At 50.1% G+C, this 20958-nt stretch carries 38 protein-coding genes; 34 read left to right on the forward strand and 4 right to left on the reverse strand.

Going from position 1 to position 20958, the window contains the following annotated elements; translation table 11 throughout:
- From tuf to bfr, 3 genes are all read left to right on the forward strand, one after another.
- The coding region (gene tuf / locus OGX90_RS01840) for an elongation factor Tu (protein WP_108361594.1) at positions 1 to 1080 on the forward strand (1080 nt) is incomplete at its 5' end.
- Positions 1081 to 1265: 185 nt separating this feature from the next.
- Positions 1266 to 1460: a bacterioferritin-associated ferredoxin gene (gene bfd / locus OGX90_RS01845; RefSeq protein WP_003031111.1), complete on the forward strand. Its 195-nt coding sequence runs from the start codon at positions 1266 to 1268 to the stop codon at positions 1458 to 1460.
- A gap of 71 nt (positions 1461 to 1531) precedes the next feature.
- Positions 1532 to 2008, forward strand: a complete 477-nt coding sequence (gene bfr / locus OGX90_RS01850; RefSeq protein WP_003827773.1) for a bacterioferritin — start codon at positions 1532 to 1534, stop codon at positions 2006 to 2008.
- Here bfr and OGX90_RS01855 read toward each other — a convergent pair.
- The gene (locus OGX90_RS01855) at positions 2005 to 2472 is read right to left on the reverse strand and encodes a prepilin peptidase (RefSeq protein WP_057067314.1); all 468 of its coding nucleotides are present in this window, start codon (positions 2470 to 2472) and stop codon (positions 2005 to 2007) included. The genes bfr and OGX90_RS01855 overlap by 4 nt on opposite strands.
- Positions 2473 to 2851: 379 nt before the next feature.
- Here OGX90_RS01855 and rpsJ point away from each other — a divergent pair, with 379 nt between their 5' ends.
- The 31 genes from rpsJ (at position 2852) to arfA (ending at position 17688) form a co-directional block, all read left to right on the forward strand.
- Complete coding sequence (rpsJ, locus tag OGX90_RS01860) at positions 2852 to 3163, forward strand: 30S ribosomal protein S10 (protein WP_001181005.1); 312 nt, start codon at positions 2852 to 2854, stop codon at positions 3161 to 3163.
- Positions 3164 to 3195: 32 nt separating this feature from the next.
- Entirely contained in the window at positions 3196 to 3825 is a 630-nt protein-coding gene (gene rplC / locus OGX90_RS01865; protein ID WP_003031117.1) for a 50S ribosomal protein L3, read from the forward strand.
- A 10-nt stretch (positions 3826 to 3835) separates the two neighbouring features.
- On the forward strand, positions 3836 to 4441 hold the full coding sequence (gene rplD / locus OGX90_RS01870; protein ID WP_003031119.1) for a 50S ribosomal protein L4: 606 nt from the start codon (positions 3836 to 3838) through the stop codon (positions 4439 to 4441).
- A complete protein-coding gene (gene rplW / locus OGX90_RS01875; RefSeq protein WP_000617546.1) occupies positions 4438 to 4740 on the forward strand; it encodes a 50S ribosomal protein L23 in 303 nt (100 codons plus the stop codon). Before rplD ends, rplW begins: the two co-directional genes overlap by 4 nt.
- A gap of 17 nt (positions 4741 to 4757) precedes the next feature.
- Positions 4758 to 5579, forward strand: coding sequence for a 50S ribosomal protein L2 (gene rplB / locus OGX90_RS01880; RefSeq protein ID WP_000301869.1), 822 nt, complete (start codon positions 4758 to 4760; stop codon positions 5577 to 5579).
- Between the two features lie 16 nt (positions 5580 to 5595).
- A complete protein-coding gene (rpsS, locus tag OGX90_RS01885) occupies positions 5596 to 5874 on the forward strand; it encodes a 30S ribosomal protein S19 (protein ID WP_001138115.1) in 279 nt (92 codons plus the stop codon).
- Positions 5875 to 5888: 14 nt separating this feature from the next.
- Positions 5889 to 6221, forward strand: coding sequence for a 50S ribosomal protein L22 (gene rplV, locus OGX90_RS01890; RefSeq protein WP_000448832.1), 333 nt, complete (start codon positions 5889 to 5891; stop codon positions 6219 to 6221).
- 17 nt (positions 6222 to 6238) lie between these two features.
- On the forward strand, positions 6239 to 6940 hold the full coding sequence (gene rpsC / locus OGX90_RS01895) for a 30S ribosomal protein S3 (protein ID WP_000529945.1): 702 nt from the start codon (positions 6239 to 6241) through the stop codon (positions 6938 to 6940).
- Between the two features lie 12 nt (positions 6941 to 6952).
- Entirely contained in the window at positions 6953 to 7363 is a 411-nt protein-coding gene (gene rplP, locus OGX90_RS01900; protein ID WP_000941208.1) for a 50S ribosomal protein L16, read from the forward strand.
- Positions 7363 to 7554 (forward strand): 50S ribosomal protein L29, encoded by a 192-nt coding sequence (gene rpmC / locus OGX90_RS01905; protein ID WP_000644742.1) that lies wholly within the window; start codon positions 7363 to 7365, stop codon positions 7552 to 7554. The genes rplP and rpmC overlap by 1 nt, the downstream gene beginning before the upstream one ends.
- Positions 7554 to 7808 (forward strand): 30S ribosomal protein S17, encoded by a 255-nt coding sequence (gene rpsQ / locus OGX90_RS01910; RefSeq protein ID WP_003031120.1) that lies wholly within the window; start codon positions 7554 to 7556, stop codon positions 7806 to 7808. Before rpmC ends, rpsQ begins: the two co-directional genes overlap by 1 nt.
- A 163-nt stretch (positions 7809 to 7971) precedes the next feature.
- A complete protein-coding gene (gene rplN, locus OGX90_RS01915; protein ID WP_000613954.1) occupies positions 7972 to 8343 on the forward strand; it encodes a 50S ribosomal protein L14 in 372 nt (123 codons plus the stop codon).
- A 10-nt stretch (positions 8344 to 8353) separates the two neighbouring features.
- Complete coding sequence (rplX, locus tag OGX90_RS01920; RefSeq protein WP_003031122.1) at positions 8354 to 8668, forward strand: 50S ribosomal protein L24; 315 nt, start codon at positions 8354 to 8356, stop codon at positions 8666 to 8668.
- 14 nt (positions 8669 to 8682) lie between these two features.
- Positions 8683 to 9222 (forward strand): 50S ribosomal protein L5, encoded by a 540-nt coding sequence (rplE, locus tag OGX90_RS01925; RefSeq protein WP_003031123.1) that lies wholly within the window; start codon positions 8683 to 8685, stop codon positions 9220 to 9222.
- Between the two features lie 14 nt (positions 9223 to 9236).
- Positions 9237 to 9542 carry a 30S ribosomal protein S14 gene (gene rpsN / locus OGX90_RS01930; protein WP_003031125.1) on the forward strand — a complete coding sequence of 102 codons (306 nt, stop codon included), beginning with the start codon at positions 9237 to 9239 and terminating at the stop codon, positions 9540 to 9542.
- 30 nt (positions 9543 to 9572) lie between these two features.
- On the forward strand, positions 9573 to 9965 hold the full coding sequence (gene rpsH, locus OGX90_RS01935) for a 30S ribosomal protein S8 (protein ID WP_003031127.1): 393 nt from the start codon (positions 9573 to 9575) through the stop codon (positions 9963 to 9965).
- Positions 9966 to 9977: 12 nt separating this feature from the next.
- Positions 9978 to 10511, forward strand: coding sequence for a 50S ribosomal protein L6 (gene rplF, locus OGX90_RS01940; RefSeq protein WP_003031129.1), 534 nt, complete (start codon positions 9978 to 9980; stop codon positions 10509 to 10511).
- Between the two features lie 9 nt (positions 10512 to 10520).
- A complete protein-coding gene (gene rplR / locus OGX90_RS01945) occupies positions 10521 to 10874 on the forward strand; it encodes a 50S ribosomal protein L18 (RefSeq protein WP_000358960.1) in 354 nt (117 codons plus the stop codon).
- A 14-nt stretch (positions 10875 to 10888) separates the two neighbouring features.
- Positions 10889 to 11392 (forward strand): 30S ribosomal protein S5, encoded by a 504-nt coding sequence (rpsE, locus tag OGX90_RS01950; protein ID WP_003031131.1) that lies wholly within the window; start codon positions 10889 to 10891, stop codon positions 11390 to 11392.
- A 3-nt stretch (positions 11393 to 11395) separates the two neighbouring features.
- A complete protein-coding gene (gene rpmD, locus OGX90_RS01955) occupies positions 11396 to 11575 on the forward strand; it encodes a 50S ribosomal protein L30 (protein ID WP_001140434.1) in 180 nt (59 codons plus the stop codon).
- A 3-nt stretch (positions 11576 to 11578) separates the two neighbouring features.
- Positions 11579 to 12013: a 50S ribosomal protein L15 gene (gene rplO / locus OGX90_RS01960; protein ID WP_003031132.1), complete on the forward strand. Its 435-nt coding sequence runs from the start codon at positions 11579 to 11581 to the stop codon at positions 12011 to 12013.
- 7 nt (positions 12014 to 12020) lie between these two features.
- Positions 12021 to 13352 carry a preprotein translocase subunit SecY gene (gene secY / locus OGX90_RS01965; protein WP_001118864.1) on the forward strand — a complete coding sequence of 444 codons (1332 nt, stop codon included), beginning with the start codon at positions 12021 to 12023 and terminating at the stop codon, positions 13350 to 13352.
- Between the two features lie 30 nt (positions 13353 to 13382).
- Positions 13383 to 13499 (forward strand): 50S ribosomal protein L36, encoded by a 117-nt coding sequence (gene rpmJ, locus OGX90_RS01970; protein ID WP_000868187.1) that lies wholly within the window; start codon positions 13383 to 13385, stop codon positions 13497 to 13499.
- A gap of 145 nt (positions 13500 to 13644) precedes the next feature.
- Positions 13645 to 14001 (forward strand): 30S ribosomal protein S13, encoded by a 357-nt coding sequence (rpsM, locus tag OGX90_RS01975; protein WP_003031135.1) that lies wholly within the window; start codon positions 13645 to 13647, stop codon positions 13999 to 14001.
- A 16-nt stretch (positions 14002 to 14017) separates the two neighbouring features.
- On the forward strand, positions 14018 to 14407 hold the full coding sequence (rpsK, locus tag OGX90_RS01980) for a 30S ribosomal protein S11 (RefSeq protein ID WP_003031137.1): 390 nt from the start codon (positions 14018 to 14020) through the stop codon (positions 14405 to 14407).
- A gap of 33 nt (positions 14408 to 14440) precedes the next feature.
- On the forward strand, positions 14441 to 15061 hold the full coding sequence (gene rpsD, locus OGX90_RS01985; RefSeq protein WP_003031138.1) for a 30S ribosomal protein S4: 621 nt from the start codon (positions 14441 to 14443) through the stop codon (positions 15059 to 15061).
- 25 nt (positions 15062 to 15086) lie between these two features.
- Positions 15087 to 16076: a DNA-directed RNA polymerase subunit alpha gene (locus OGX90_RS01990; RefSeq protein ID WP_003031139.1), complete on the forward strand. Its 990-nt coding sequence runs from the start codon at positions 15087 to 15089 to the stop codon at positions 16074 to 16076.
- Positions 16077 to 16116: 40 nt separating this feature from the next.
- Positions 16117 to 16500, forward strand: coding sequence for a 50S ribosomal protein L17 (rplQ, locus tag OGX90_RS01995; RefSeq protein WP_001216370.1), 384 nt, complete (start codon positions 16117 to 16119; stop codon positions 16498 to 16500).
- Between the two features lie 107 nt (positions 16501 to 16607).
- Positions 16608 to 16976, forward strand: coding sequence for a DnaJ family domain-containing protein (locus tag OGX90_RS02000; protein WP_003845236.1), 369 nt, complete (start codon positions 16608 to 16610; stop codon positions 16974 to 16976).
- A gap of 10 nt (positions 16977 to 16986) precedes the next feature.
- Positions 16987 to 17412 (forward strand): Zn(2+)-responsive transcriptional regulator, encoded by a 426-nt coding sequence (zntR, locus tag OGX90_RS02005; protein WP_198803192.1) that lies wholly within the window; start codon positions 16987 to 16989, stop codon positions 17410 to 17412.
- 57 nt (positions 17413 to 17469) lie between these two features.
- A complete protein-coding gene (arfA, locus tag OGX90_RS02010; protein WP_003828276.1) occupies positions 17470 to 17688 on the forward strand; it encodes an alternative ribosome-rescue factor ArfA in 219 nt (72 codons plus the stop codon).
- On the opposite strand, the gene mscL is transcribed toward arfA, so the two are convergent.
- The 3 genes from mscL to rsmB form a co-directional block, all read right to left on the reverse strand.
- Positions 17685 to 18098, reverse strand: coding sequence for a large-conductance mechanosensitive channel protein MscL (gene mscL, locus OGX90_RS02015; RefSeq protein WP_003031152.1), 414 nt, complete (start codon positions 18096 to 18098; stop codon positions 17685 to 17687). The genes arfA and mscL overlap by 4 nt on opposite strands.
- Before the next feature lie 141 nt (positions 18099 to 18239).
- Positions 18240 to 19616 carry a Trk system potassium transporter TrkA gene (trkA, locus tag OGX90_RS02020; protein ID WP_003031153.1) on the reverse strand — a complete coding sequence of 459 codons (1377 nt, stop codon included), beginning with the start codon at positions 19614 to 19616 and terminating at the stop codon, positions 18240 to 18242.
- A gap of 21 nt (positions 19617 to 19637) precedes the next feature.
- Entirely contained in the window at positions 19638 to 20927 is a 1290-nt protein-coding gene (gene rsmB / locus OGX90_RS02025; RefSeq protein WP_153687934.1) for a 16S rRNA (cytosine(967)-C(5))-methyltransferase RsmB, read from the reverse strand.
- Positions 20928 to 20958 lie beyond the last annotated feature (31 nt).

Genomic DNA, 20958 nt, shown 5'->3' on the forward strand with positions numbered 1-20958 from the left:
CTGGCTAAAACCTACGGCGGTGCTGCTCGTGCATTCGACCAGATCGATAACGCGCCGGAAGAAAAAGCTCGTGGTATCACCATCAACACTTCTCACGTTGAATACGACACCCCGACTCGCCACTACGCACACGTAGACTGCCCGGGCCACGCCGACTATGTTAAAAACATGATCACCGGTGCTGCGCAGATGGACGGCGCGATCCTGGTTGTTGCTGCGACTGACGGCCCGATGCCGCAGACTCGTGAGCACATCCTGCTGGGTCGTCAGGTAGGCGTTCCGTACATCATCGTGTTCCTGAACAAATGCGACATGGTTGATGACGAAGAGCTGCTGGAACTGGTAGAAATGGAAGTTCGTGAACTTCTGTCTCAGTACGATTTCCCGGGCGACGACACTCCGATCGTTCGTGGTTCTGCTCTGAAAGCGCTGGAAGGCGAAGCAGAGTGGGAAGCGAAAATCATCGAACTGGCTGGCTTCCTGGATTCTTACATCCCAGAACCAGAGCGTGCGATTGACAAGCCGTTCCTGCTGCCTATCGAAGACGTATTCTCCATCTCCGGTCGTGGTACCGTTGTTACCGGTCGTGTAGAGCGCGGTATCATCAAAGTTGGTGAAGAAGTTGAAATCGTTGGTATCAAAGAGACTGCTAAGTCTACCTGTACTGGCGTTGAAATGTTCCGCAAACTGCTGGACGAAGGCCGTGCTGGTGAGAACGTTGGTGTTCTGCTGCGTGGTATCAAACGTGAAGAAATCGAACGTGGTCAGGTACTGGCTAAGCCGGGCTCTATCAAGCCGCACACCAAGTTCGAATCTGAAGTGTACATTCTGTCCAAAGACGAAGGCGGCCGTCATACTCCGTTCTTCAAAGGCTACCGTCCGCAGTTCTACTTCCGTACTACTGACGTGACTGGTACCATCGAACTGCCAGAAGGCGTAGAGATGGTAATGCCGGGCGACAACATCAAAATGGTTGTTACCCTGATCCACCCAATCGCGATGGACGACGGTCTGCGTTTCGCAATCCGTGAAGGCGGCCGTACTGTTGGTGCAGGCGTTGTTGCTAAAGTAATGAGCTAATTATTGATTAATTAGCTTTGAGCTTAAAAAGGGCGCTTCGGCGCCCTTTTTGCTACCTGCAATTTAGTCGTAGTCATATTTATTCGCATTTTTTATTCATTCTCCCGCCGCGTAAATCGCGTTGTGCTATTGTAATCATAACTATTCTCATTTACACTTTGCGCAGAAATTGAACGGGAGCGATCATGTACGTTTGTTTGTGTAATGCGATAAGTGATAAAAAAATACGTCAGGCTGTTCGCCAGTTTCATCCTCAGTCTTTTCAGCAATTACGTAAATTTATTCCTGTTGGAAATCAATGCGGTAAGTGCATTCGTGCTGCCCGCGAAGTCATGCAGGATGAATTAACGCAAATGCCAGAATTTAAAGAGATCGCCTAAGTCACACTCTTTTTTTTGACATCCCTGTAGCCCCATCTACGCTCTAAGAGTGGAAGCGGAGGGACTATAAAATGAAAGGTGATGTTAAAATCATAAATTATCTCAATAAACTATTGGGAAATGAGCTTGTCGCGATCAACCAGTATTTTCTCCATGCTCGTATGTTTAAAAACTGGGGACTGACTCGCCTCAATGATGTTGAGTACCATGAATCTATCGATGAGATGAAACACGCTGATAAATATATCGAGCGTATTTTATTCTTAGAAGGGATCCCGAACTTGCAGGATCTTGGCAAGTTGGGTATTGGCGAAGACGTTGAAGAGATGCTGCAATCCGATCTTCGACTCGAACTCGATGGTGCTAAAGACTTACGTGAAGCCATTGCCTATGCCGATAGCGTTCATGATTATGTCAGCCGGGATATGATGATTGAGATCCTGACTGAAGAAGAAGGGCATATTGACTGGCTCGAAACCGAGCTGGACCTGATTGCAAAACTTGGCTTACAAAATTATCTGCAATCGCAAATTAAAGTCAGTGACTAACCGCCCTGTATCATACTTACCAGGCCAATAACAAAACCCGCAGCCGCCAGATATGGCCCAAATGGCAGCGGGTTTTTTAGTACCTGTTTCCCGTAACGGACGCAGGAAATCCCGGTGAGGCAACATGCCATACCCGCGGCAAGTAAAACCAAAAGTGGTAATGATTCCCAGCAATGCCATGCGCCTAGCGCGGCAAGAAATTTGACATCACCAAAGCCTAACCCTTCCTGTCGGCATATCAAACGATACCCCCAGTAGAACAAAGCAAATACCCCATAGCCCGCTACAGCACCCCAAAGCGCGTCGGATAACTGTGCAGGTCTGCAGCATTGATGATAAATAAGACCGCCCCACAAAAGAGGGCAGGTAAATTTGTCGGGCAGCAACCCGGTACGTAGGTCATGGACTAAGAGCAGCCCTGATAGCGAAACATAAATCAACAGAAAGGGGAGGTCGATGTACATGGGCAAGCCTTATCTGGTAAAGAGTTTACCTTCAGGTAAACCCGGCGGCCCTACAAGCCTGGGATATGGGTTATGGATGCTCTCTTCCACGGAAAACGCGTTGCACCACAGGACATACAATCAGAGTGGAAGGAGCGCCGCATTGGTGAACGAGTGATTAATTTATACGCGGCACTTGCTTAAGACTGAGATTTACGTATAATGCGCGGGCTTGTCTAATATTGACAGCGGTTCGATATGAGCCACCGGTACTGCGAAAGCAATACCAGACAATGTTCCCAATCGGGGAACTCTGTAAGAACGGTTACACTCTCCCATCAATCGTAATGGGTTTGAGGAGTAACTATTTCGTCTATAAAATAATTGGAGCTCTGGTCTCATGCAGAACCAAAGAATCCGTATCCGTTTGAAAGCGTTTGATCATCGTCTGATCGATCAATCAACCGCGGAAATCGTCGAGACTGCCAAGCGCACTGGTGCGCAGGTTCGTGGTCCGATCCCGCTGCCGACCCGCAAAGAGCGTTTCACCGTTCTGATCTCCCCGCACGTCAACAAAGACGCGCGTGATCAGTACGAGATCCGTACTCACAAGCGTCTGGTTGACATCGTTGAGCCAACTGAAAAAACCGTTGATGCTCTGATGCGTCTGGACCTGGCTGCCGGTGTAGACGTGCAGATCAGCCTGGGTTAATCAGGTCATCGAGCGATTGAGAGGTTGATACAATGATTGGTTTAGTCGGTAAAAAAGTGGGTATGACCCGCATCTTCACTGAAGATGGCGTATCTATCCCAGTAACCGTTATCGAAGTTGAAGCAAACCGCGTTACTCAGGTTAAAGATCTGGCTAACGATGGCTATCGCGCTGTTCAGGTTACCACCGGTGCTAAAAAAGCTAACCGCGTAACTAAGCCGGAAGCTGGCCACTTTGCTAAAGCTGGCGTAGAAGCTGGCCGCGGCCTGTGGGAATTCCGTCTGGCAGATGGTGAAGAATACACCGTTGGTCAGAACATTAGCGTTGAACTGTTTGCTGACGTTAAAAAAGTTGACGTAACCGGTACCTCTAAAGGTAAAGGTTTCGCTGGTACCGTTAAGCGCTGGAACTTCCGTACCCAGGACGCTACTCACGGTAACTCCTTGTCTCACCGCGTTCCGGGTTCTATCGGTCAGAACCAGACTCCGGGCAAAGTGTTCAAAGGCAAGAAAATGGCAGGTCAGCTGGGCAACGAACGTGTAACCGTTCAGAGCCTGGACGTAGTACGTGTTGACGCTGAGCGCAACCTGCTGCTGGTTAAAGGTGGTGTTCCGGGTGCGACCGGTTGCGACCTGATCGTTAAACCAGCTGTGAAGGCGTAAGGGGATAGCAATGGAATTAGTATTGAAAGACGCGCAGAGCGCGCTGACTGTTTCCGAAACTACCTTCGGTCGTGATTTCAACGAAGCGCTGGTTCACCAGGTTGTTGTTGCTTATGCAGCTGGTGCTCGTCAGGGTACTCGTGCTCAGAAGACTCGTGCTGAAGTAACTGGTTCAGGCAAAAAGCCGTGGCGCCAGAAAGGTACCGGCCGTGCGCGTTCAGGTTCTATCAAGAGCCCGATCTGGCGTTCAGGTGGCGTGACCTTCGCTGCTCGTCCACAGGACCACAGTCAAAAAGTTAACAAAAAGATGTACCGCGGCGCGCTGAAAAGCATTCTGTCCGAACTGGTACGTCAGGATCGTCTGATCGTTGTCGAATCATTCTCTGTAGAAGCGCCTAAAACTAAGCTGCTGGCACAGAAACTGAAAGACATGGCTCTGGAAGATGTGCTGATCATCACCGGTGAGCTGGACGAAAACCTGTTCCTGGCTGCGCGCAACCTGCACAAGGTTGACGTACGCGATGCAACTGGTATCGACCCGGTTAGCCTGATCGCCTTCGACAAAGTCGTAATGACTGCTGATGCTGTTAAGCAAGTTGAGGAGATGCTGGCATGATTCGTGAAGAACGTCTGCTGAAAGTGCTGCGCGCACCGCACGTTTCTGAAAAAGCGTCTACTGCGATGGAAAAAACTAACACCATCGTTCTCAAAGTTGCTAAAGACGCGACCAAAGCAGAAATCAAAGCTGCTGTGCAGAAACTGTTTGAAGTCGAAGTCGAAGTCGTTAACACCCTGGTAGTTAAAGGGAAAGTTAAACGTCACGGACAGCGTATCGGTCGTCGTAGCGACTGGAAAAAAGCTTACGTCACCCTGAAGGAAGGCCAGAATCTGGACTTCGTCGGCGGCGCTGAGTAAGTCGGAGGAGTAATACAATGGCAGTTGTTAAATGTAAACCGACATCTCCGGGTCGTCGCCACGTTGTTAAAGTGGTCAACCCAGAGCTGCACAAGGGCAAACCTTTTGCTCCGCTGGTTGAAAAAAACAGCAAATCCGGTGGTCGTAACAACAATGGCCGCATCACCACTCGTCACATCGGTGGTGGTCACAAGCAGGCTTATCGTATTGTTGACTTCAAACGCAACAAAGACGGTATCCCGGCAGTTGTTGAACGTCTTGAGTACGATCCGAACCGCTCCGCGAACATCGCGCTGGTTCTGTACAAAGACGGTGAACGCCGTTACATCCTGGCCCCTAAAGGCCTGAAAGCTGGCGACCAGATTCAGTCTGGCGTTGATGCTGCAATCAAAGCAGGTAACACCCTGCCGATGCGCAATATCCCGGTTGGTTCTACCGTTCATAACGTAGAAATGAAACCAGGTAAAGGCGGTCAGCTGGCACGTTCCGCTGGTACTTACGTTCAGATCGTTGCTCGTGATGGTGCTTATGTCACCCTGCGTCTGCGTTCTGGTGAAATGCGTAAAGTCGAAGCAGACTGCCGTGCAACTCTGGGCGAAGTTGGCAATGCTGAGCATATGCTGCGCGTTCTGGGTAAAGCAGGTGCTGCACGCTGGCGTGGTGTTCGTCCTACCGTTCGCGGTACTGCGATGAACCCAGTCGATCACCCACATGGTGGTGGTGAAGGTCGTAACTTTGGTAAGCACCCGGTAACTCCGTGGGGCGTTCAGACCAAAGGTAAGAAGACCCGCAGCAACAAGCGTACTGATAAATTCATCGTACGTCGCCGTAGCAAATAATTTTAGAGGATAAGCCATGCCACGTTCTCTCAAGAAAGGTCCTTTTATTGACCTGCACTTGCTGAAGAAGGTAGAGAAAGCGGTGGAAAGCGGAGACAAGAAGCCCCTGCGCACTTGGTCCCGTCGTTCAACGATCTTTCCTAACATGATCGGTTTGACCATCGCTGTCCATAATGGTCGTCAGCACGTTCCGGTATTTGTTTCCGACGAAATGGTCGGTCACAAACTGGGTGAATTCGCACCGACTCGTACTTATCGCGGCCACGCTGCTGATAAAAAAGCGAAGAAGAAATAAGGTAGGAGGAAGAGATGGAAACTTTAGCTCAACATCGCCATGCTCGTTCTTCTGCTCAGAAGGTTCGCCTTGTTGCAGACCTGATTCGCGGTAAGAAAGTGTCGCAGGCTCTGGATATTCTGACCTACACCAATAAGAAAGCGGCTGTACTGGTTAAGAAAGTCCTGGAATCTGCCATTGCTAACGCTGAACACAACGATGGCGCTGACATTGACGATCTGAAAGTTACGAAAATTTTCGTAGACGAAGGCCCGAGCATGAAGCGCATTATGCCGCGTGCAAAAGGTCGTGCAGATCGCATCCTGAAGCGCACCAGCCACATTACTGTGGTTGTGTCCGATCGCTGAGACTCTGGAGACTAGCAATGGGTCAGAAAGTACATCCTAATGGTATTCGCCTGGGTATTGTAAAACCATGGAACTCAACCTGGTTTGCGAACACCAAAGAATTCGCTGACAACCTGGACAGCGATTTTAAAGTACGTCAGTACCTGACTAAGGAACTGGCGAAAGCGTCTGTATCTCGTATCGTTATCGAGCGTCCGGCTAAGAGCATCCGTGTGACCATTCACACCGCTCGCCCGGGTATCGTTATCGGTAAGAAAGGCGAAGACGTAGAAAAACTGCGCAAAGTCGTAGCGGATATTGCTGGCGTTCCTGCTCAGATCAATATCGCCGAAGTGCGTAAGCCTGAACTGGACGCAAAATTGGTTGCTGACAGCATCACTTCTCAGCTGGAACGTCGTGTTATGTTCCGTCGTGCTATGAAGCGTGCTGTACAGAACGCAATGCGTCTGGGCGCTAAAGGTATCAAAGTTGAAGTTAGCGGCCGTCTGGGCGGCGCGGAAATCGCACGTACCGAATGGTACCGCGAAGGTCGCGTACCTCTGCACACTCTGCGTGCTGACATCGACTACAACACCTCTGAAGCGCACACCACTTACGGTGTAATCGGCGTTAAAGTGTGGATCTTCAAAGGCGAGATCCTGGGTGGTATGGCTGCTGTTGAACAACCGGAAAAACCGGCTGCGCAACCTAAAAAGCAGCAGCGTAAAGGCCGTAAATAAGGAGCGTCGCTGATGTTACAACCAAAGCGTACAAAATTCCGTAAAATGCACAAAGGCCGTAACCGCGGTCTGGCTGCTGGCGCGGATGTTAGCTTCGGCAGCTTCGGTCTGAAAGCTGTTGGCCGTGGTCGTCTGACTGCCCGTCAGATCGAAGCAGCACGTCGTGCTATGACCCGTGCAGTTAAGCGTCAAGGTAAGATCTGGATCCGTGTATTCCCGGACAAACCGATCACTGAAAAGCCGCTGGCAGTGCGTATGGGTAAAGGTAAAGGTAACGTGGAGTATTGGGTTGCCTTGATTCAGCCGGGTAAAGTCCTGTATGAAATGGACGGCGTACCGGAAGAGCTGGCCCGTGAAGCATTCAAGCTGGCAGCAGCGAAACTGCCGATTAAAACCACCTTTGTAACTAAGACGGTGATGTAATGAAAGCAAAAGAGCTGCGTGAGAAGAGTGTTGAAGAGCTGAACACCGAGCTGCTGAATCTGCTGCGTGAGCAGTTCAACCTGCGTATGCAGGCTGCAAGTGGCCAGCTGCAACAGTCTCACCTGTTGAAGCAAGTGCGTCGTGACGTCGCACGCGTTAAGACTTTACTGACTGAGAAGGCGGGTGCGTAATGACCGATAAAATCCGTACTCTGCAAGGTCGCGTTGTTAGCGATAAAATGGAGAAATCCATCGTTGTTGCTATCGAACGTTTTGTGAAACACCCGATCTACGGTAAATTCATTAAGCGTACGACCAAACTGCACGTACATGACGAGAACAACGAATGCGGTACTGGTGACGTGGTTGAAATCCGCGAATGCCGTCCGCTGTCCAAGACTAAGTCTTGGACGCTGGTTCGCGTTGTAGAGAAAGCCGTTCTGTAATACAGTAGGCATTCTCAACGAATAAACGGCTCAGCGATGAGCCGTTTATTTTTTCTACCCATATCGTTGAAGCGGTGTTATAATGCCGCGCCCCCGATATGGGGCTTTTTTAACGACCTGATTTTCGGGTCTCAGTAGTAGTTGACATTAGCGGAGCACTAAAATGATCCAAGAACAGACTATGCTGAACGTCGCCGACAACTCCGGTGCACGTCGCGTAATGTGTATCAAGGTTCTGGGTGGCTCGCACCGTCGCTACGCAGGCGTCGGCGATATCATCAAGATCACCATCAAGGAAGCAATTCCGCGTGGTAAGGTCAAAAAAGGTGATGTGCTGAAGGCGGTAGTGGTGCGCACCAAGAAGGGTGTTCGTCGCCCGGACGGTTCTGTCATTCGCTTCGATGGTAATGCATGCGTTATTTTAAACAATAACAGCGAGCAACCTATCGGTACGCGTATTTTTGGGCCGGTAACTCGTGAACTTCGTAACGAGAAGTTCATGAAAATTATCTCTCTGGCACCAGAAGTACTCTAAGGAGCGAATCATGGCAGCGAAGATCCGTCGTGATGACGAAGTTATCGTGTTAACCGGTAAAGATAAAGGTAAACGCGGTAAAGTTAAGAATGTCCTGTCTTCCGGCAAGGTCATTGTTGAAGGTATCAACCTGGTTAAGAAACATCAGAAGCCGGTTCCGGCCCTGAACCAACCAGGCGGCATCGTAGAGAAAGAAGCAGCTATTCAGATCTCTAACCTTGCTATCTTCAACGCGGCAACCGGCAAGGCTGACCGTGTAGGCTTTAGATTCGAAGACGGCAAAAAAGTCCGTTTCTTCAAATCTAACAGCGAAACTATCAAGTAATTTGGAGTAGTACGATGGCGAAACTGCATGATTACTACAAAGACGAAGTAGTCGCTAAACTCATGACTGAGTTTAACTACAATTCTGTCATGCAAGTCCCTCGGGTCGAGAAGATCACCCTGAACATGGGTGTTGGTGAAGCGATCGCTGACAAGAAACTGCTGGATAACGCAGCAGCTGACCTGACAGCAATCTCCGGTCAAAAACCGCTGATCACCAAAGCACGCAAATCAGTTGCAGGCTTCAAAATCCGTCAGGGCTATCCGATCGGCTGTAAAGTAACTCTGCGTGGCGAACGCATGTGGGAGTTCTTTGAGCGCCTGATCACTATTGCTGTTCCACGTATCCGTGACTTCCGTGGCTTGTCCGCTAAGTCTTTCGACGGTCGTGGTAACTACAGCATGGGTGTCCGTGAGCAGATCATCTTCCCAGAAATCGACTACGATAAAGTCGACCGCGTGCGTGGTTTGGATATTACCATTACCACTACTGCGAAATCTGATGAAGAAGGCCGTGCTCTGCTGGCTGCCTTTGACTTCCCGTTCCGCAAGTAAGGTAGGGTTACTGAATGGCTAAGCAATCAATGAAAGCACGCGAAGTAAAGCGCGTAGCTTTAGCTGATAAGTACTTCGCAAAACGCGCTGAACTGAAAGCTATTATCTCTGATGTGAACGCGACCGACGAAGATCGTTGGAACGCAGTTCTCAAGCTGCAGTCTCTGCCGCGTGATTCCAGCCCGTCCCGTCAGCGTAACCGCTGCCGTCAAACAGGTCGTCCGCATGGCTATGTGGGCAAGTTCGGGTTGAGCCGTATCAAACTGCGTGAAGCCGCCATGCGCGGTGAAGTACCAGGCTTGAAAAAGGCTAGCTGGTAATTACCAATTGAATCACGGGAGTAAAGACAGATGAGCATGCAAGATCCGATCGCGGATATGCTGACCCGTATCCGTAACGGTCAGGCCGCGAATAAAGCTGCGGTCACCATGCCTTCCTCCAAGCTGAAAGTGGCAATTGCCAACGTGCTGAAGGAAGAAGGTTTTATTGAAGATTTTAAAGTTGAAGGCGACACCAAGCCGGAACTGGAACTTACTCTCAAGTATTTCCAGGGTAAAGCTGTTGTAGAAAGCATTCAGCGTGTCAGTCGCCCAGGTCTGCGCATTTATAAGCGTAAAGACGAGCTGCCGAAAGTTATGGCTGGCATGGGTATCGCAGTTGTTTCTACCTCTAAAGGTGTTATGACTGATCGTGCAGCGCGCCAGGCTGGTCTTGGTGGCGAAATTATCTGCTACGTAGCCTAATCGGAGGAAAAAATGTCTCGTGTTGCTAAAGCACCGGTCGTTATTCCTGCCGGCGTTGATGTAAAAATCAACGGTCAGGTTATTACGATCAAAGGTAAAAACGGCGAGCTGACTCGTACTCTCAACGATGCTGTTGCAGTAAATCATGCAGATAATGCACTGACCTTCGGTCCGCGTGATGGTTACGCAGATGGATGGGCTCAGGCTGGTACCGCGCGTGCCCTGCTGAATGCAATGGTTGTCGGTGTTACCGAAGGCTTCACTAAGAAGCTTCAGCTGGTTGGTGTAGGTTATCGTGCAGCGGTTAAAGGGAATGTAGTAAACCTGGCTTTAGGTTTCTCTCACCCAGTTGACCATCAGCTGCCTGCGGGAATCACTGCAGAATGTCCGTCTCAGACTGAAATCGTGCTGAAAGGCGCTGATAAACAGCTGATCGGTCAGGTTGCAGCAGATCTGCGCGCCTACCGTCGTCCTGAGCCTTATAAAGGCAAGGGTGTTCGTTACGCCGACGAAGTCGTGCGTACCAAAGAGGCTAAGAAGAAGTAAGGTAACACTATGGATAAGAAATCTGCTCGTATCCGTCGTGCGACCCGCGCACGCCGCAAGCTCCAGGAGCTGGGTGCAACTCGCCTGGTGGTACATCGTACCCCGCGTCATATTTACGCACAGGTAATTGCACCGAACGGTTCTGAAGTTCTGGTAGCTGCTTCTACTGTAGAAAAAGCTATCGCTGAACAATTGAAGTACACCGGTAACAAAGACGCTGCTGCAGCTGTAGGTAAAGCTGTTGCTGAACGCGCTCTGGAAAAAGGCATCAAAGATGTTTCTTTTGACCGTTCCGGGTTCCAATATCATGGTCGTGTCCAGGCACTGGCAGATGCTGCCCGTGAAGCTGGCCTTCAGTTCTAAGGTAGAGGTGTAAGATGGCTCACATCGAAAAACAAGCTGGCGAACTGCAGGAAAAGCTGATCGCGGTTAACCGCGTATCTAAAACCGTTAAAGGTGGTCGTATTTTCTCCTTCACAGCTCTGACTGTAGTTGGTGATGGTAACGGTCGCGTTGGTTTTGGTTACGGTAAAGCGCGTGAAGTTCCAGCAGCGATCCAGAAAGCGATGGAAAAAGCCCGTCGCAATATGATTAACGTCGCGCTGAACCACGGCACCCTGCAGCACCCGGTTAAGGGTACTCACACGGGTTCTCGTGTATTCATGCAGCCGGCTTCCGAAGGTACCGGTATCATCGCCGGTGGTGCAATGCGCGCCGTTCTGGAAGTCGCTGGAGTTCGTAACGTTCTGGCTAAAGCGTATGGTTCTACTAACCCGATTAACGTGGTGCGTGCAACTATCGATGGCCTGGAAAATATGAAATCTCCGGAAATGGTCGCTGCCAAGCGTGGTAAATCCGTTGAAGAAATTCTGGGGAAATAAACCATGGCAAAGACTATTAAAATTACTCAAACCCGCAGTGCAATCGGTCGTCTGCCGAAACACAAGGCAACGCTGCTTGGCCTGGGTCTGCGTCGTATTGGTCACACCGTAGAGCGCGAGGATACTCCTGCTGTTCGTGGTATGGTCAACGCGGTTTCCTTCATGGTTAAAGTTGAGGAGTAAGAGATGCGTTTAAATACTCTGTCTCCGGCCGAAGGCTCTAAAAAAGCGGCTCGCCGCCTGGGTCGTGGTATCGGTTCTGGCCTCGGTAAAACCGGTGGTCGTGGTCACAAAGGTCAGAAGTCTCGTTCTGGCGGTGGCGTACGTCGCGGTTTCGAGGGTGGTCAGATGCCTCTGTACCGTCGTCTGCCGAAATTCGGCTTCACTTCACGTAAAGCAGCGATTACAGCCGAAGTTCGTCTGTCTGACCTGGCTAAAGTTGAAGGCGGTGTTGTAGACCTGAACACGCTGAAAGCAGCTAACATTATCGGTATCCAGATCGAGTTCGCGAAAGTGATCCTGGCTGGTGAAGTCACTACTCCGGTAACTGTTCGTGGCCTGCGTGTTACTAAAGGCGCTCGTGCTGCTATCGAAGCTGCTGGCGGTAAAATCGAGGAATAAGTAGCAGATGGCTAAACAACCGGGATTAGATTTTCAAAGTGCCAAAGGTGGCTTAGGCGAGCTGAAACGCAGACTGCTGTTTGTAATCGGCGCGCTGATTGTGTTCCGTATTGGCTCTTTCATTCCGATCCCTGGTATTGATGCCGCTGTACTTGCCAAACTGCTTGAGCAACAGCGAGGCACCATCATTGAAATGTTTAACATGTTCTCTGGTGGTGCTCTCAGCCGTGCTTCTATCTTTGCTCTGGGGATCATGCCGTATATTTCGGCGTCGATCATTATCCAGCTGCTGACGGTGGTTCATCCAACGCTGGCAGAAATTAAGAAAGAAGGGGAGTCTGGTCGTCGTAAGATCAGCCAGTACACCCGCTACGGTACTCTGGTGCTGGCAATATTCCAGTCGATCGGTATTGCTACCGGTCTGCCGAATATGCCTGGTATGCAGGGCCTGGTGATGAACCCAGGCTTTGCATTCTATTTCACCGCTGTTGTAAGTCTGGTTACAGGGACGATGTTCCTGATGTGGTTGGGCGAACAGATTACTGAACGTGGTATCGGCAACGGTATCTCAATCATTATCTTCGCCGGTATTGTCGCGGGACTCCCGCCAGCCATTGCCCATACTATCGAGCAAGCGCGTCAAGGCGACCTGCACTTCCTCGTGTTGCTGTTGGTTGCAGTATTAGTATTCGCAGTGACGTTCTTTGTTGTATTTGTTGAGCGTGGTCAACGCCGTATTGTGGTAAACTACGCAAAACGTCAGCAAGGTCGTCGTGTCTATGCTGCACAGAGCACACATTTACCGCTGAAAGTGAATATGGCGGGGGTAATCCCGGCAATCTTCGCTTCCAGTATTATTCTGTTCCCGGCGACCATCGCGTCATGGTTCGGGGGCGGGACTGGTTGGAACTGGCTGACAACAATTTCGCTGTATTTGCAGCCTGGGCAACCGCTTTATGTGTTACTCTATGCGTCTGCAATCATATTCTTCTGTTTCTTCTACACGGCGTTGGTTTTCAACCCGCGTGAAACAGCAGATAACCTGAAGAAGTCCGGTGCATTTGTACCAGGAATTCGTCCGGGAGAGCAAACGGCGAAGTATATCGATAAAGTAATGACCCGCCTGACTTTGGTTGGTGCGCTCTACATTACCTTTATCTGCCTGATCCCGGAGTTCATGCGTGATGCAATGAAAGTACCGTTCTACTTCGGTGGGACCTCACTGCTTATCGTTGTTGTCGTGATTATGGACTTTATGGCTCAAGTGCAAACTCTGATGATGTCAAGTCAGTACGAGTCTGCATTGAAGAAGGCGAATCTGAAAGGCTACGGCCGTTAACAGTCGCCCGAGAAGTTACGGAGAGTAAAAATGAAAGTTCGTGCTTCCGTCAAGAAATTATGCCGTAACTGCAAAATCGTTAAGCGTGATGGTGTCATCCGTGTGATTTGCAGTGCCGAGCCGAAGCATAAACAGCGCCAAGGCTGATTTATTCGCATATTTTTCTTGCAAAGTTGGGTTGAGCTGGCTAGATTAGCCAGCCAATCTTTTGTATGTCTGTGCGTTTCCATTTGAGTATCCTGAAACGGGCTTTTCAGCATGGTGCGTACATATTAAATAGTAGGAGTGCATAGTGGCCCGTATAGCAGGCATTAACATTCCTGATCAGAAACATGCTGTGATCGCATTAACTTCGATCTACGGCGTCGGCAAGACCCGTTCTAAAGCCATTCTGGCTGCCGCGGGTATCGCTGAAGATGTTAAGATCAGTGAGCTGTCTGAAGAACAAATCGACACGCTGCGTGACGAAGTTGCCAAATTTGTCGTTGAAGGTGATCTGCGCCGTGAAGTTAGCATGAGCATCAAGCGCCTTATGGACCTTGGTTGCTATCGCGGTTTGCGTCATCGTCGTGGTCTCCCGGTTCGCGGTCAGCGTACCAAGACCAACGCACGTACCCGTAAGGGTCCGCGCAAACCGATCAAGAAATAATCGGGGTGATTGAATAATGGCAAAGGCACCAATTCGTGCACGTAAACGTGTAAGAAAACAAGTCTCTGACGGCGTGGCTCATATCCATGCTTCTTTTAACAACACCATCGTTACCATTACTGATCGTCAGGGTAACGCACTGGGTTGGGCAACAGCCGGTGGTTCCGGTTTCCGTGGTTCTCGCAAATCCACTCCGTTTGCAGCTCAGGTTGCAGCAGAGCGTTGCGCTGAAGCCGTAAAAGAATACGGTATCAAGAATCTGGAAGTTATGGTCAAAGGACCGGGTCCAGGTCGCGAATCTACTGTTCGTGCTCTGAACGCCGCTGGTTTCCGCATCACTAATATTACTGATGTGACTCCGATCCCTCATAACGGTTGTCGTCCGCCGAAAAAACGTCGCGTATAACGCTGTCGTTTCTAGGATTGTTGGAGAAAGAAAATGGCAAGATATTTGGGTCCTAAGCTCAAGCTGAGCCGTCGTGAGGGCACTGACTTATTCCTTAAGTCTGGCGTTCGCGCGATCGATACCAAGTGTAAAATTGAACAAGCTCCTGGCCAGCACGGTGCGCGTAAACCGCGTCTGTCTGACTATGGTGTGCAGTTGCGTGAAAAGCAAAAAGTTCGCCGTATCTACGGTGTGCTGGAGCGTCAGTTCCGTAACTACTACAAAGAAGCAGCACGTCTGAAAGGCAACACCGGTGAAAACCTGTTGGGTCTGCTTGAAGGTCGTCTGGACAACGTTGTATACCGTATGGGCTTCGGTGCCACTCGTGCAGAAGCACGTCAGCTGGTCAGCCATAAAGCAATTATGGTAAACGGTCGTGTTGTTAACATCGCTTCTTATCAGGTTAGTCCGAATGACGTTGTTAGCATTCGTGAGAAAGCGAAGAAGCAGTCTCGCGTGAAAGCCGCTCTGGAGCTGGCTGAGCAGCGTGAAAAGCCAACCTGGCTGGAAGTTGATGCTGGCAAGATGGAAGGTACGTTCAAGCGTAAGCCGGAGCGTTCTGATCTGTCTGCGGACATTAACGAACACCTGATCGTCGAGCTTTACTCCAAGTAAAGCTTAGTACCAAAGAGAGGACACAATGCAGGGTTCTGTGACAGAGTTTCTAAAACCGCGCCTGGTAGATATCGAGCAAGTGAGTTCGACGCACGCCAAGGTGACCCTTGAGCCTTTAGAGCGTGGCTTTGGCCATACTTTGGGTAACGCACTGCGCCGTATTCTGCTCTCATCGATGCCGGGTTGCGCGGTGACCGAGGTTGAGATTGATGGTGTACTACATGAGTACAGCACCAAAGAAGGCGTTCAGGAAGATATCCTGGAAATCCTGCTCAACCTGAAAGGGCTGGCGGTGAGAGTTCAGGGTAAAGATGACGTTATTCTTACCTTGAATAAATCTGGCATTGGCCCTGTGACTGCAGCCGACATTACCCATGATGGTGATGTCGAAATCGTCAAGCCACAGCACGTGATCTGCCACCTGACCGATGAGAATGCATCTATTAGCATGCGTATCAAAGTTCAGCGCGGTCGTGGTTATGTGCCGGCTTCTACCCGAATTCATTCGGAAGAAGATGAGCGCCCAATCGGCCGTCTGCTGGTCGACGCATGCTACAGCCCTGTAGAGCGTATTGCCTACAATGTTGAAGCAGCGCGTGTAGAACAGCGTACCGACCTGGACAAGCTGGTCATCGAAATGGAAACCAACGGCACAATCGATCCTGAAGAGGCGATTCGTCGTGCGGCAACCATTCTGGCTGAACAACTGGAAGCTTTCGTTGATTTACGTGATGTACGTCAGCCGGAAGTTAAAGAAGAGAAACCAGAATTCGATCCGATCCTGCTGCGCCCTGTTGACGATCTGGAATTGACTGTCCGCTCTGCTAACTGCCTCAAAGCAGAAGCTATCCACTATATCGGTGATCTGGTACAGCGTACTGAGGTTGAGCTTCTTAAGACGCCTAACCTTGGTAAAAAATCTCTTACCGAGATTAAAGACGTGCTGGCTTCCCGTGGACTGTCTCTGGGCATGCGCCTGGAAAACTGGCCACCGGCAAGCATCGCTGACGAGTAACCGGATCACAGGTTAAGGTTTTACTGAGAAGGATAAGGTCATGCGCCATCGTAAGAGTGGTCGTCAACTGAACCGCAACAGCAGCCATCGCCAGGCTATGTTCCGCAATATGGCAGGTTCACTGGTTCGTCATGAAATCATCAAGACGACTCTGCCGAAAGCGAAAGAGCTGCGTCGCGTAGTTGAGCCGCTGATTACTCTTGCCAAGACTGATAGCGTAGCTAATCGTCGTCTGGCATTCGCCCGTACTCGTGATAACGAGATCGTGGCAAAACTGTTTAACGAACTGGGCCCGCGTTTTGCGAGCCGCGCCGGTGGTTACACTCGCATTCTGAAGTGTGGTTTCCGTGCAGGCGACAACGCGCCGATGGCATACATCGAGCTGGTTGATCGTTCAGAGAAAACAGAAGCTGCTGCAGAGTAATCTGTAGTAACGTAAAAAAACCCGCCTCGGCGGGTTTTTTTATATCCGTCATATCCCCACTTATCTACAATATTTGTACTCTTTTTGTTCATCCCCTGGAGTGTTGTATGTGGTTACTTGACCAGTGGGCAGAGCGCCATATTATTGATGCACAGTCTAAAGGCGAGTTTGATGATTTACCGGGAACGGGCGAACCGCTGACTCTTGACGATGACTCCCATGTCCCGCCTGAACTCCGAGCCGGATACCGTTTATTAAAAAATGCAGGTTGCCTTCCTCCTGAGCTCGAGCAACGCAGAGAGGCAATACAGCTGCTTGAAATACTCGCGGGGATCCGCAAAGATGATCCCAGTTATCCTGAGGTGAGCCGAAGACTGTCGCTACTGGAACTTAAACTTCGGCAGGCTGGACTCAGCACCGAGTTTTTGCGCGGTGACTACGCAGATAAGCTGCTAAAAAAGATCAACGATGAATAGCGGAGAGAGCATGTACCGAATTGGTGAAATAGCGAAACTGGCTGACGTGACGCCGGATACTATCCGCTACTATGAAAAGCAGCAGATGATGGAGCATGAAGTGCGTACTGAAGGCGGATTTCGCCTCTATACAGAAAGCGATCTTCAGCGCTTGAAGTTTATTCGTTATGCCCGGCAGCTTGGTTTCACTCTGGAGTCGATCCGTGAATTGCTTTCGATCCGGGTTGATCCCGAACACCATACCTGTCAGGAATCAAAAGGGATCGTCCAGGAAAGACTGCAAGAAGTCGAAGCCCGCATTGCTGAACTTCAGACGATGCAGCGGTCTCTGCAACGATTGAATGATGCATGCTGCGGCAAGGCACACAGCAGCGTGTACTGCTCTATTCTTGAAGCTCTTGAGCAAGGCGCCAGTGGAACAGCATCAGGCTGTTGATTTCTTGAACTGCCAGGTCTACACTCGCGGCGTAAATTACTACAAACTGGAGATATTATGAGTCGTTATCAGCACACCAAAGGGCAGATAAAGGACAACGCCATTGAGGCGCTTCTGCATGACCCACTGTTCAGACAGCGCGTTGAGAAAAATAAGAAAGGGAAAGGAAGTTATCTGCGAAAAGGCAAACATGGCAATCGGGGTAACTGGGAGGCCAGTGGCAAGAAAGTAATTAACTTTTTTACCACTGGCCTTCTAGTTTCAGTGAGTGCTTAAGAGCGATTATTCTGTTCTTTCAGCAGGTCACGAATTTCACTTAGCAATACTTCTTCTTTCGATGGAGCTGGCGGTGCTGCCGGCTCTTCCGCTTTTTTACGGTTCAGTTTGTTGATCAGTTTGATTGCCATAAAGATAGCAAACGCAACAATAATGAAATCGAATACATTCTGAATAAATACACCGTAATGCATGACCACGGCAGGGATGTCTCCCTGTGCATCACGTAGCGTTAAAGCAAACTGTTTAAAATCAATTCCACCAATTAACAGCCCCAGCGGCGGCATAATGATATCGGCAACCAGTGATGAAACAATCTTACCGAATGCCGCACCAATAATGACACCCACTGCCAAATCGACAACATTCCCGCGCATCGCGAATTCGCGAAACTCTTTAATAATGCTCATTTTATTCTCCCTATGCAGCTGACGTTTATAAGTTTAACAAATGTTTAGGCAATTTCCATTTATGTATTGCCGAAAGGAAAATTTATTAGACCATGAAAAATAAAGGGAAATAAAAAGGGCGCTGTATTAGCGCCCAAATTATTACAGGAAGAAAGGACTTGGCTGGAATAGTCGCTCGACGTCGGTAATAAACTTTTTATCTGTCAGGAACATAATTACGTGATCGCCCTGCTCAATGCGCAGGTTATCGTTGGCAATCATGACATCGTTACCACGTACAACGGCGCCAATAATGGTTCCGGGCGGAAGTTTAATTTCATCAATTGAACGCCCTACAACTCTCGACGTCGTTTCATCCCCGTGTGCGACGGCTTCAATGGCTTCCGCGACGCCACGGCGAAGTGAAGAAACGCCAACAATATCAGCTTTACGCACGTGGCTCAGCAGCGCGGAGATGGTCGCCTGCTGCGGTGAAATCGCAATATCGATCACGCTGCCTTGCACCAGATCGACGTATGCTCTGCGCTGGATCAACACCATTACTTTCTTGGCACCCATCCGTTTGGCAAGCATCGCCGACATGATATTTGCTTCATCATCGTTGGTCACTGCGATGAACAGATCGACCTGATCGATATGTTCTTCGGCCAGTAACTCTTGATCCGAAGCATCACCAAAAAAGACGATCGTATTTTGTAGTTTCTCTGCAAGTTCGGATGCGCGTTGTTGATTACGTTCGATCAGTTTGACGCTGTAATCTTTTTCCAGACGACGTGCCAGACCCGCACCGATATTACCGCCACCCACTAACATAATGCGTTTGTACGGCTTTTCCAGACGCTGCAGTTCACTCATTACGGCGCGTATATGCTGTGATGCCGCAATAAAGAAGACTTCATCACCCGCTTCAACGATCGTAGAACCTTGCGGACGGATCGGTCGGTCATGACGGAAAATGGCCGCAACGCGGGTGTCGATGTGCGGCATATGCTCACGCATTGTTGACAGCGCATTACCGATAAGCGGCCCGCCGTAATAGGCTTTTACTACTGCCAGACTGACTTTACCTTCGGCAAAATTCACCACCTGCAATGCGCCCGGATATTCAATCAGGCGATAAATGCTATCGATAACCAGTTGCTCAGGTGCAATCAGATGATCGATTGGCACCGCATCGGATTGGAACAGCTTGTCGGCATCGCGAACGTAATCTGGTGAACGAATACGGGCGATGCGATTAGGCGTATTAAACAGTGAATAAGCTACCTGGCAGGCAACCATATTTGTTTCATCTGAGCTGGTTACGGCAACCAGCATATCGGCATCGTCGGCACCGGCTTCACGCAATACGCGGGGATGCGAACCATGCCCTTGCACGACACGGAGATCAAACTTGTCCTGCAGGCTGCGCAGGCGTTCGCCATTGGTATCGACTACCGTGATATCGTTGTTCTCTCCGACCAGGTTTTCAGCCAGCGTACCGCCAACTTGCCCTGCGCCCAGAATGATAATTTTCATCAGTCGCGACCCGTTATCTCATCACTTTTTGATTAGCTTAGCGTAAAAGAAGCCATCGCCATCTTCCGCACCCGGTAAATTCTGACGTCCGGGTTTTTCCGGCGTACCGGTTTCGCTTAATACCGCATCCGGTGTGCGTGCCAGGAAGGCGGCAATTTGCTGCTGGTTCTCTTCTGGCAGGATAGAGCACGTTGCATACACCAGCGTGCCGCCAGATTTAAGATGTGACCAGGTAGCATTCAGGATCTCAGCCTGTAATTGGGCAAGTTCGGCAATATCCCGGTCGCGGCGCAGCCATTTGATATCCGGATGGCGACGGATCACCCCGGTAGCAGAACATGGGGCGTCCAGCAAAATACGGTCAAACTGTTGTTCACCGCACCACTGCTGTGGATAGCGGCCATCCCCCTGTTTTACGGTTGCCTTCATGCCCAGACGTTTCAGATTGTCGTAAACGCGCGATAAGCGTTTTTCATCCACATCGACGGCCATGACGTTAGCTAGCGGAGCAACTTCCAGAATGTGAGTGGTTTTACCGCCCGGCGCACAGCACAGGTCGAGGATCTGTTCACCGTCCTCCGGCAACAGATAATTTACGCATCCTTGAGCGGAGGCATCCTGAACGGTGACCCAACCTTCGTCAAAACCAGGGAGGGCGTGAACTGGAGCCGGTGTTTCCAGACGCACTGCATCCGGGTAGTCTGGATGCGGAAAACCTGTTAATCCCGCTTCGGTAAGCAGGTCTAGCCAGGCGTCGCGAGTATGGTGATTACGATTGACTCGTAGCCACATCGGCGGTCGCTGGTTATTGGCTTCAAGAATGGCTTCCCACTTCTGCGGATACGCACTTTTAATACGTTTCACCAGCCAGGAGGGGTGTAAGAAGCGCAAATCGCTTTGCGCAAACTCGGCTAGCAGTTCATCCTGACGGCGTTGAAACTGGCGCAGTACGCCGTTGATCAGCCCTTTCAGCTGTGGACGCTTAATAACGACCGCGCCTTCTACGGTCTCAGCTAACGCAGCGTGTGCTGGAATACGAGTATGCAACAGTTGGTAGAAGCCCACCATGATCAGGTAGTGAACGGTGCGCTGTTTGCCCGTCATTGGACGTTCCATCAGTTGCTGGATCATCCACTCCAGTTGAGAGAGTGTACGCAATACGCCGAAGCAAAGTTCCTGTAACAGTGCTTTGTCTTTATCGGCAACTTTTTGCTGCATGGCGGGCAGCACGTTACTTAGTGATTGTCCTTTCTCGACAACCTGTTCGACGGCCTGGGCCGTCATACTGCGTAAATTAAGATGTTTTTTCATAAGCGCAAAAATAAAAATGCCCGGAGACACC

It is taken from the genome of Citrobacter sp. Cpo012, assembly GCF_030333015.1.
In the GTDB taxonomy this organism is placed as follows: domain Bacteria; phylum Pseudomonadota; class Gammaproteobacteria; order Enterobacterales; family Enterobacteriaceae; genus Citrobacter; species Citrobacter portucalensis.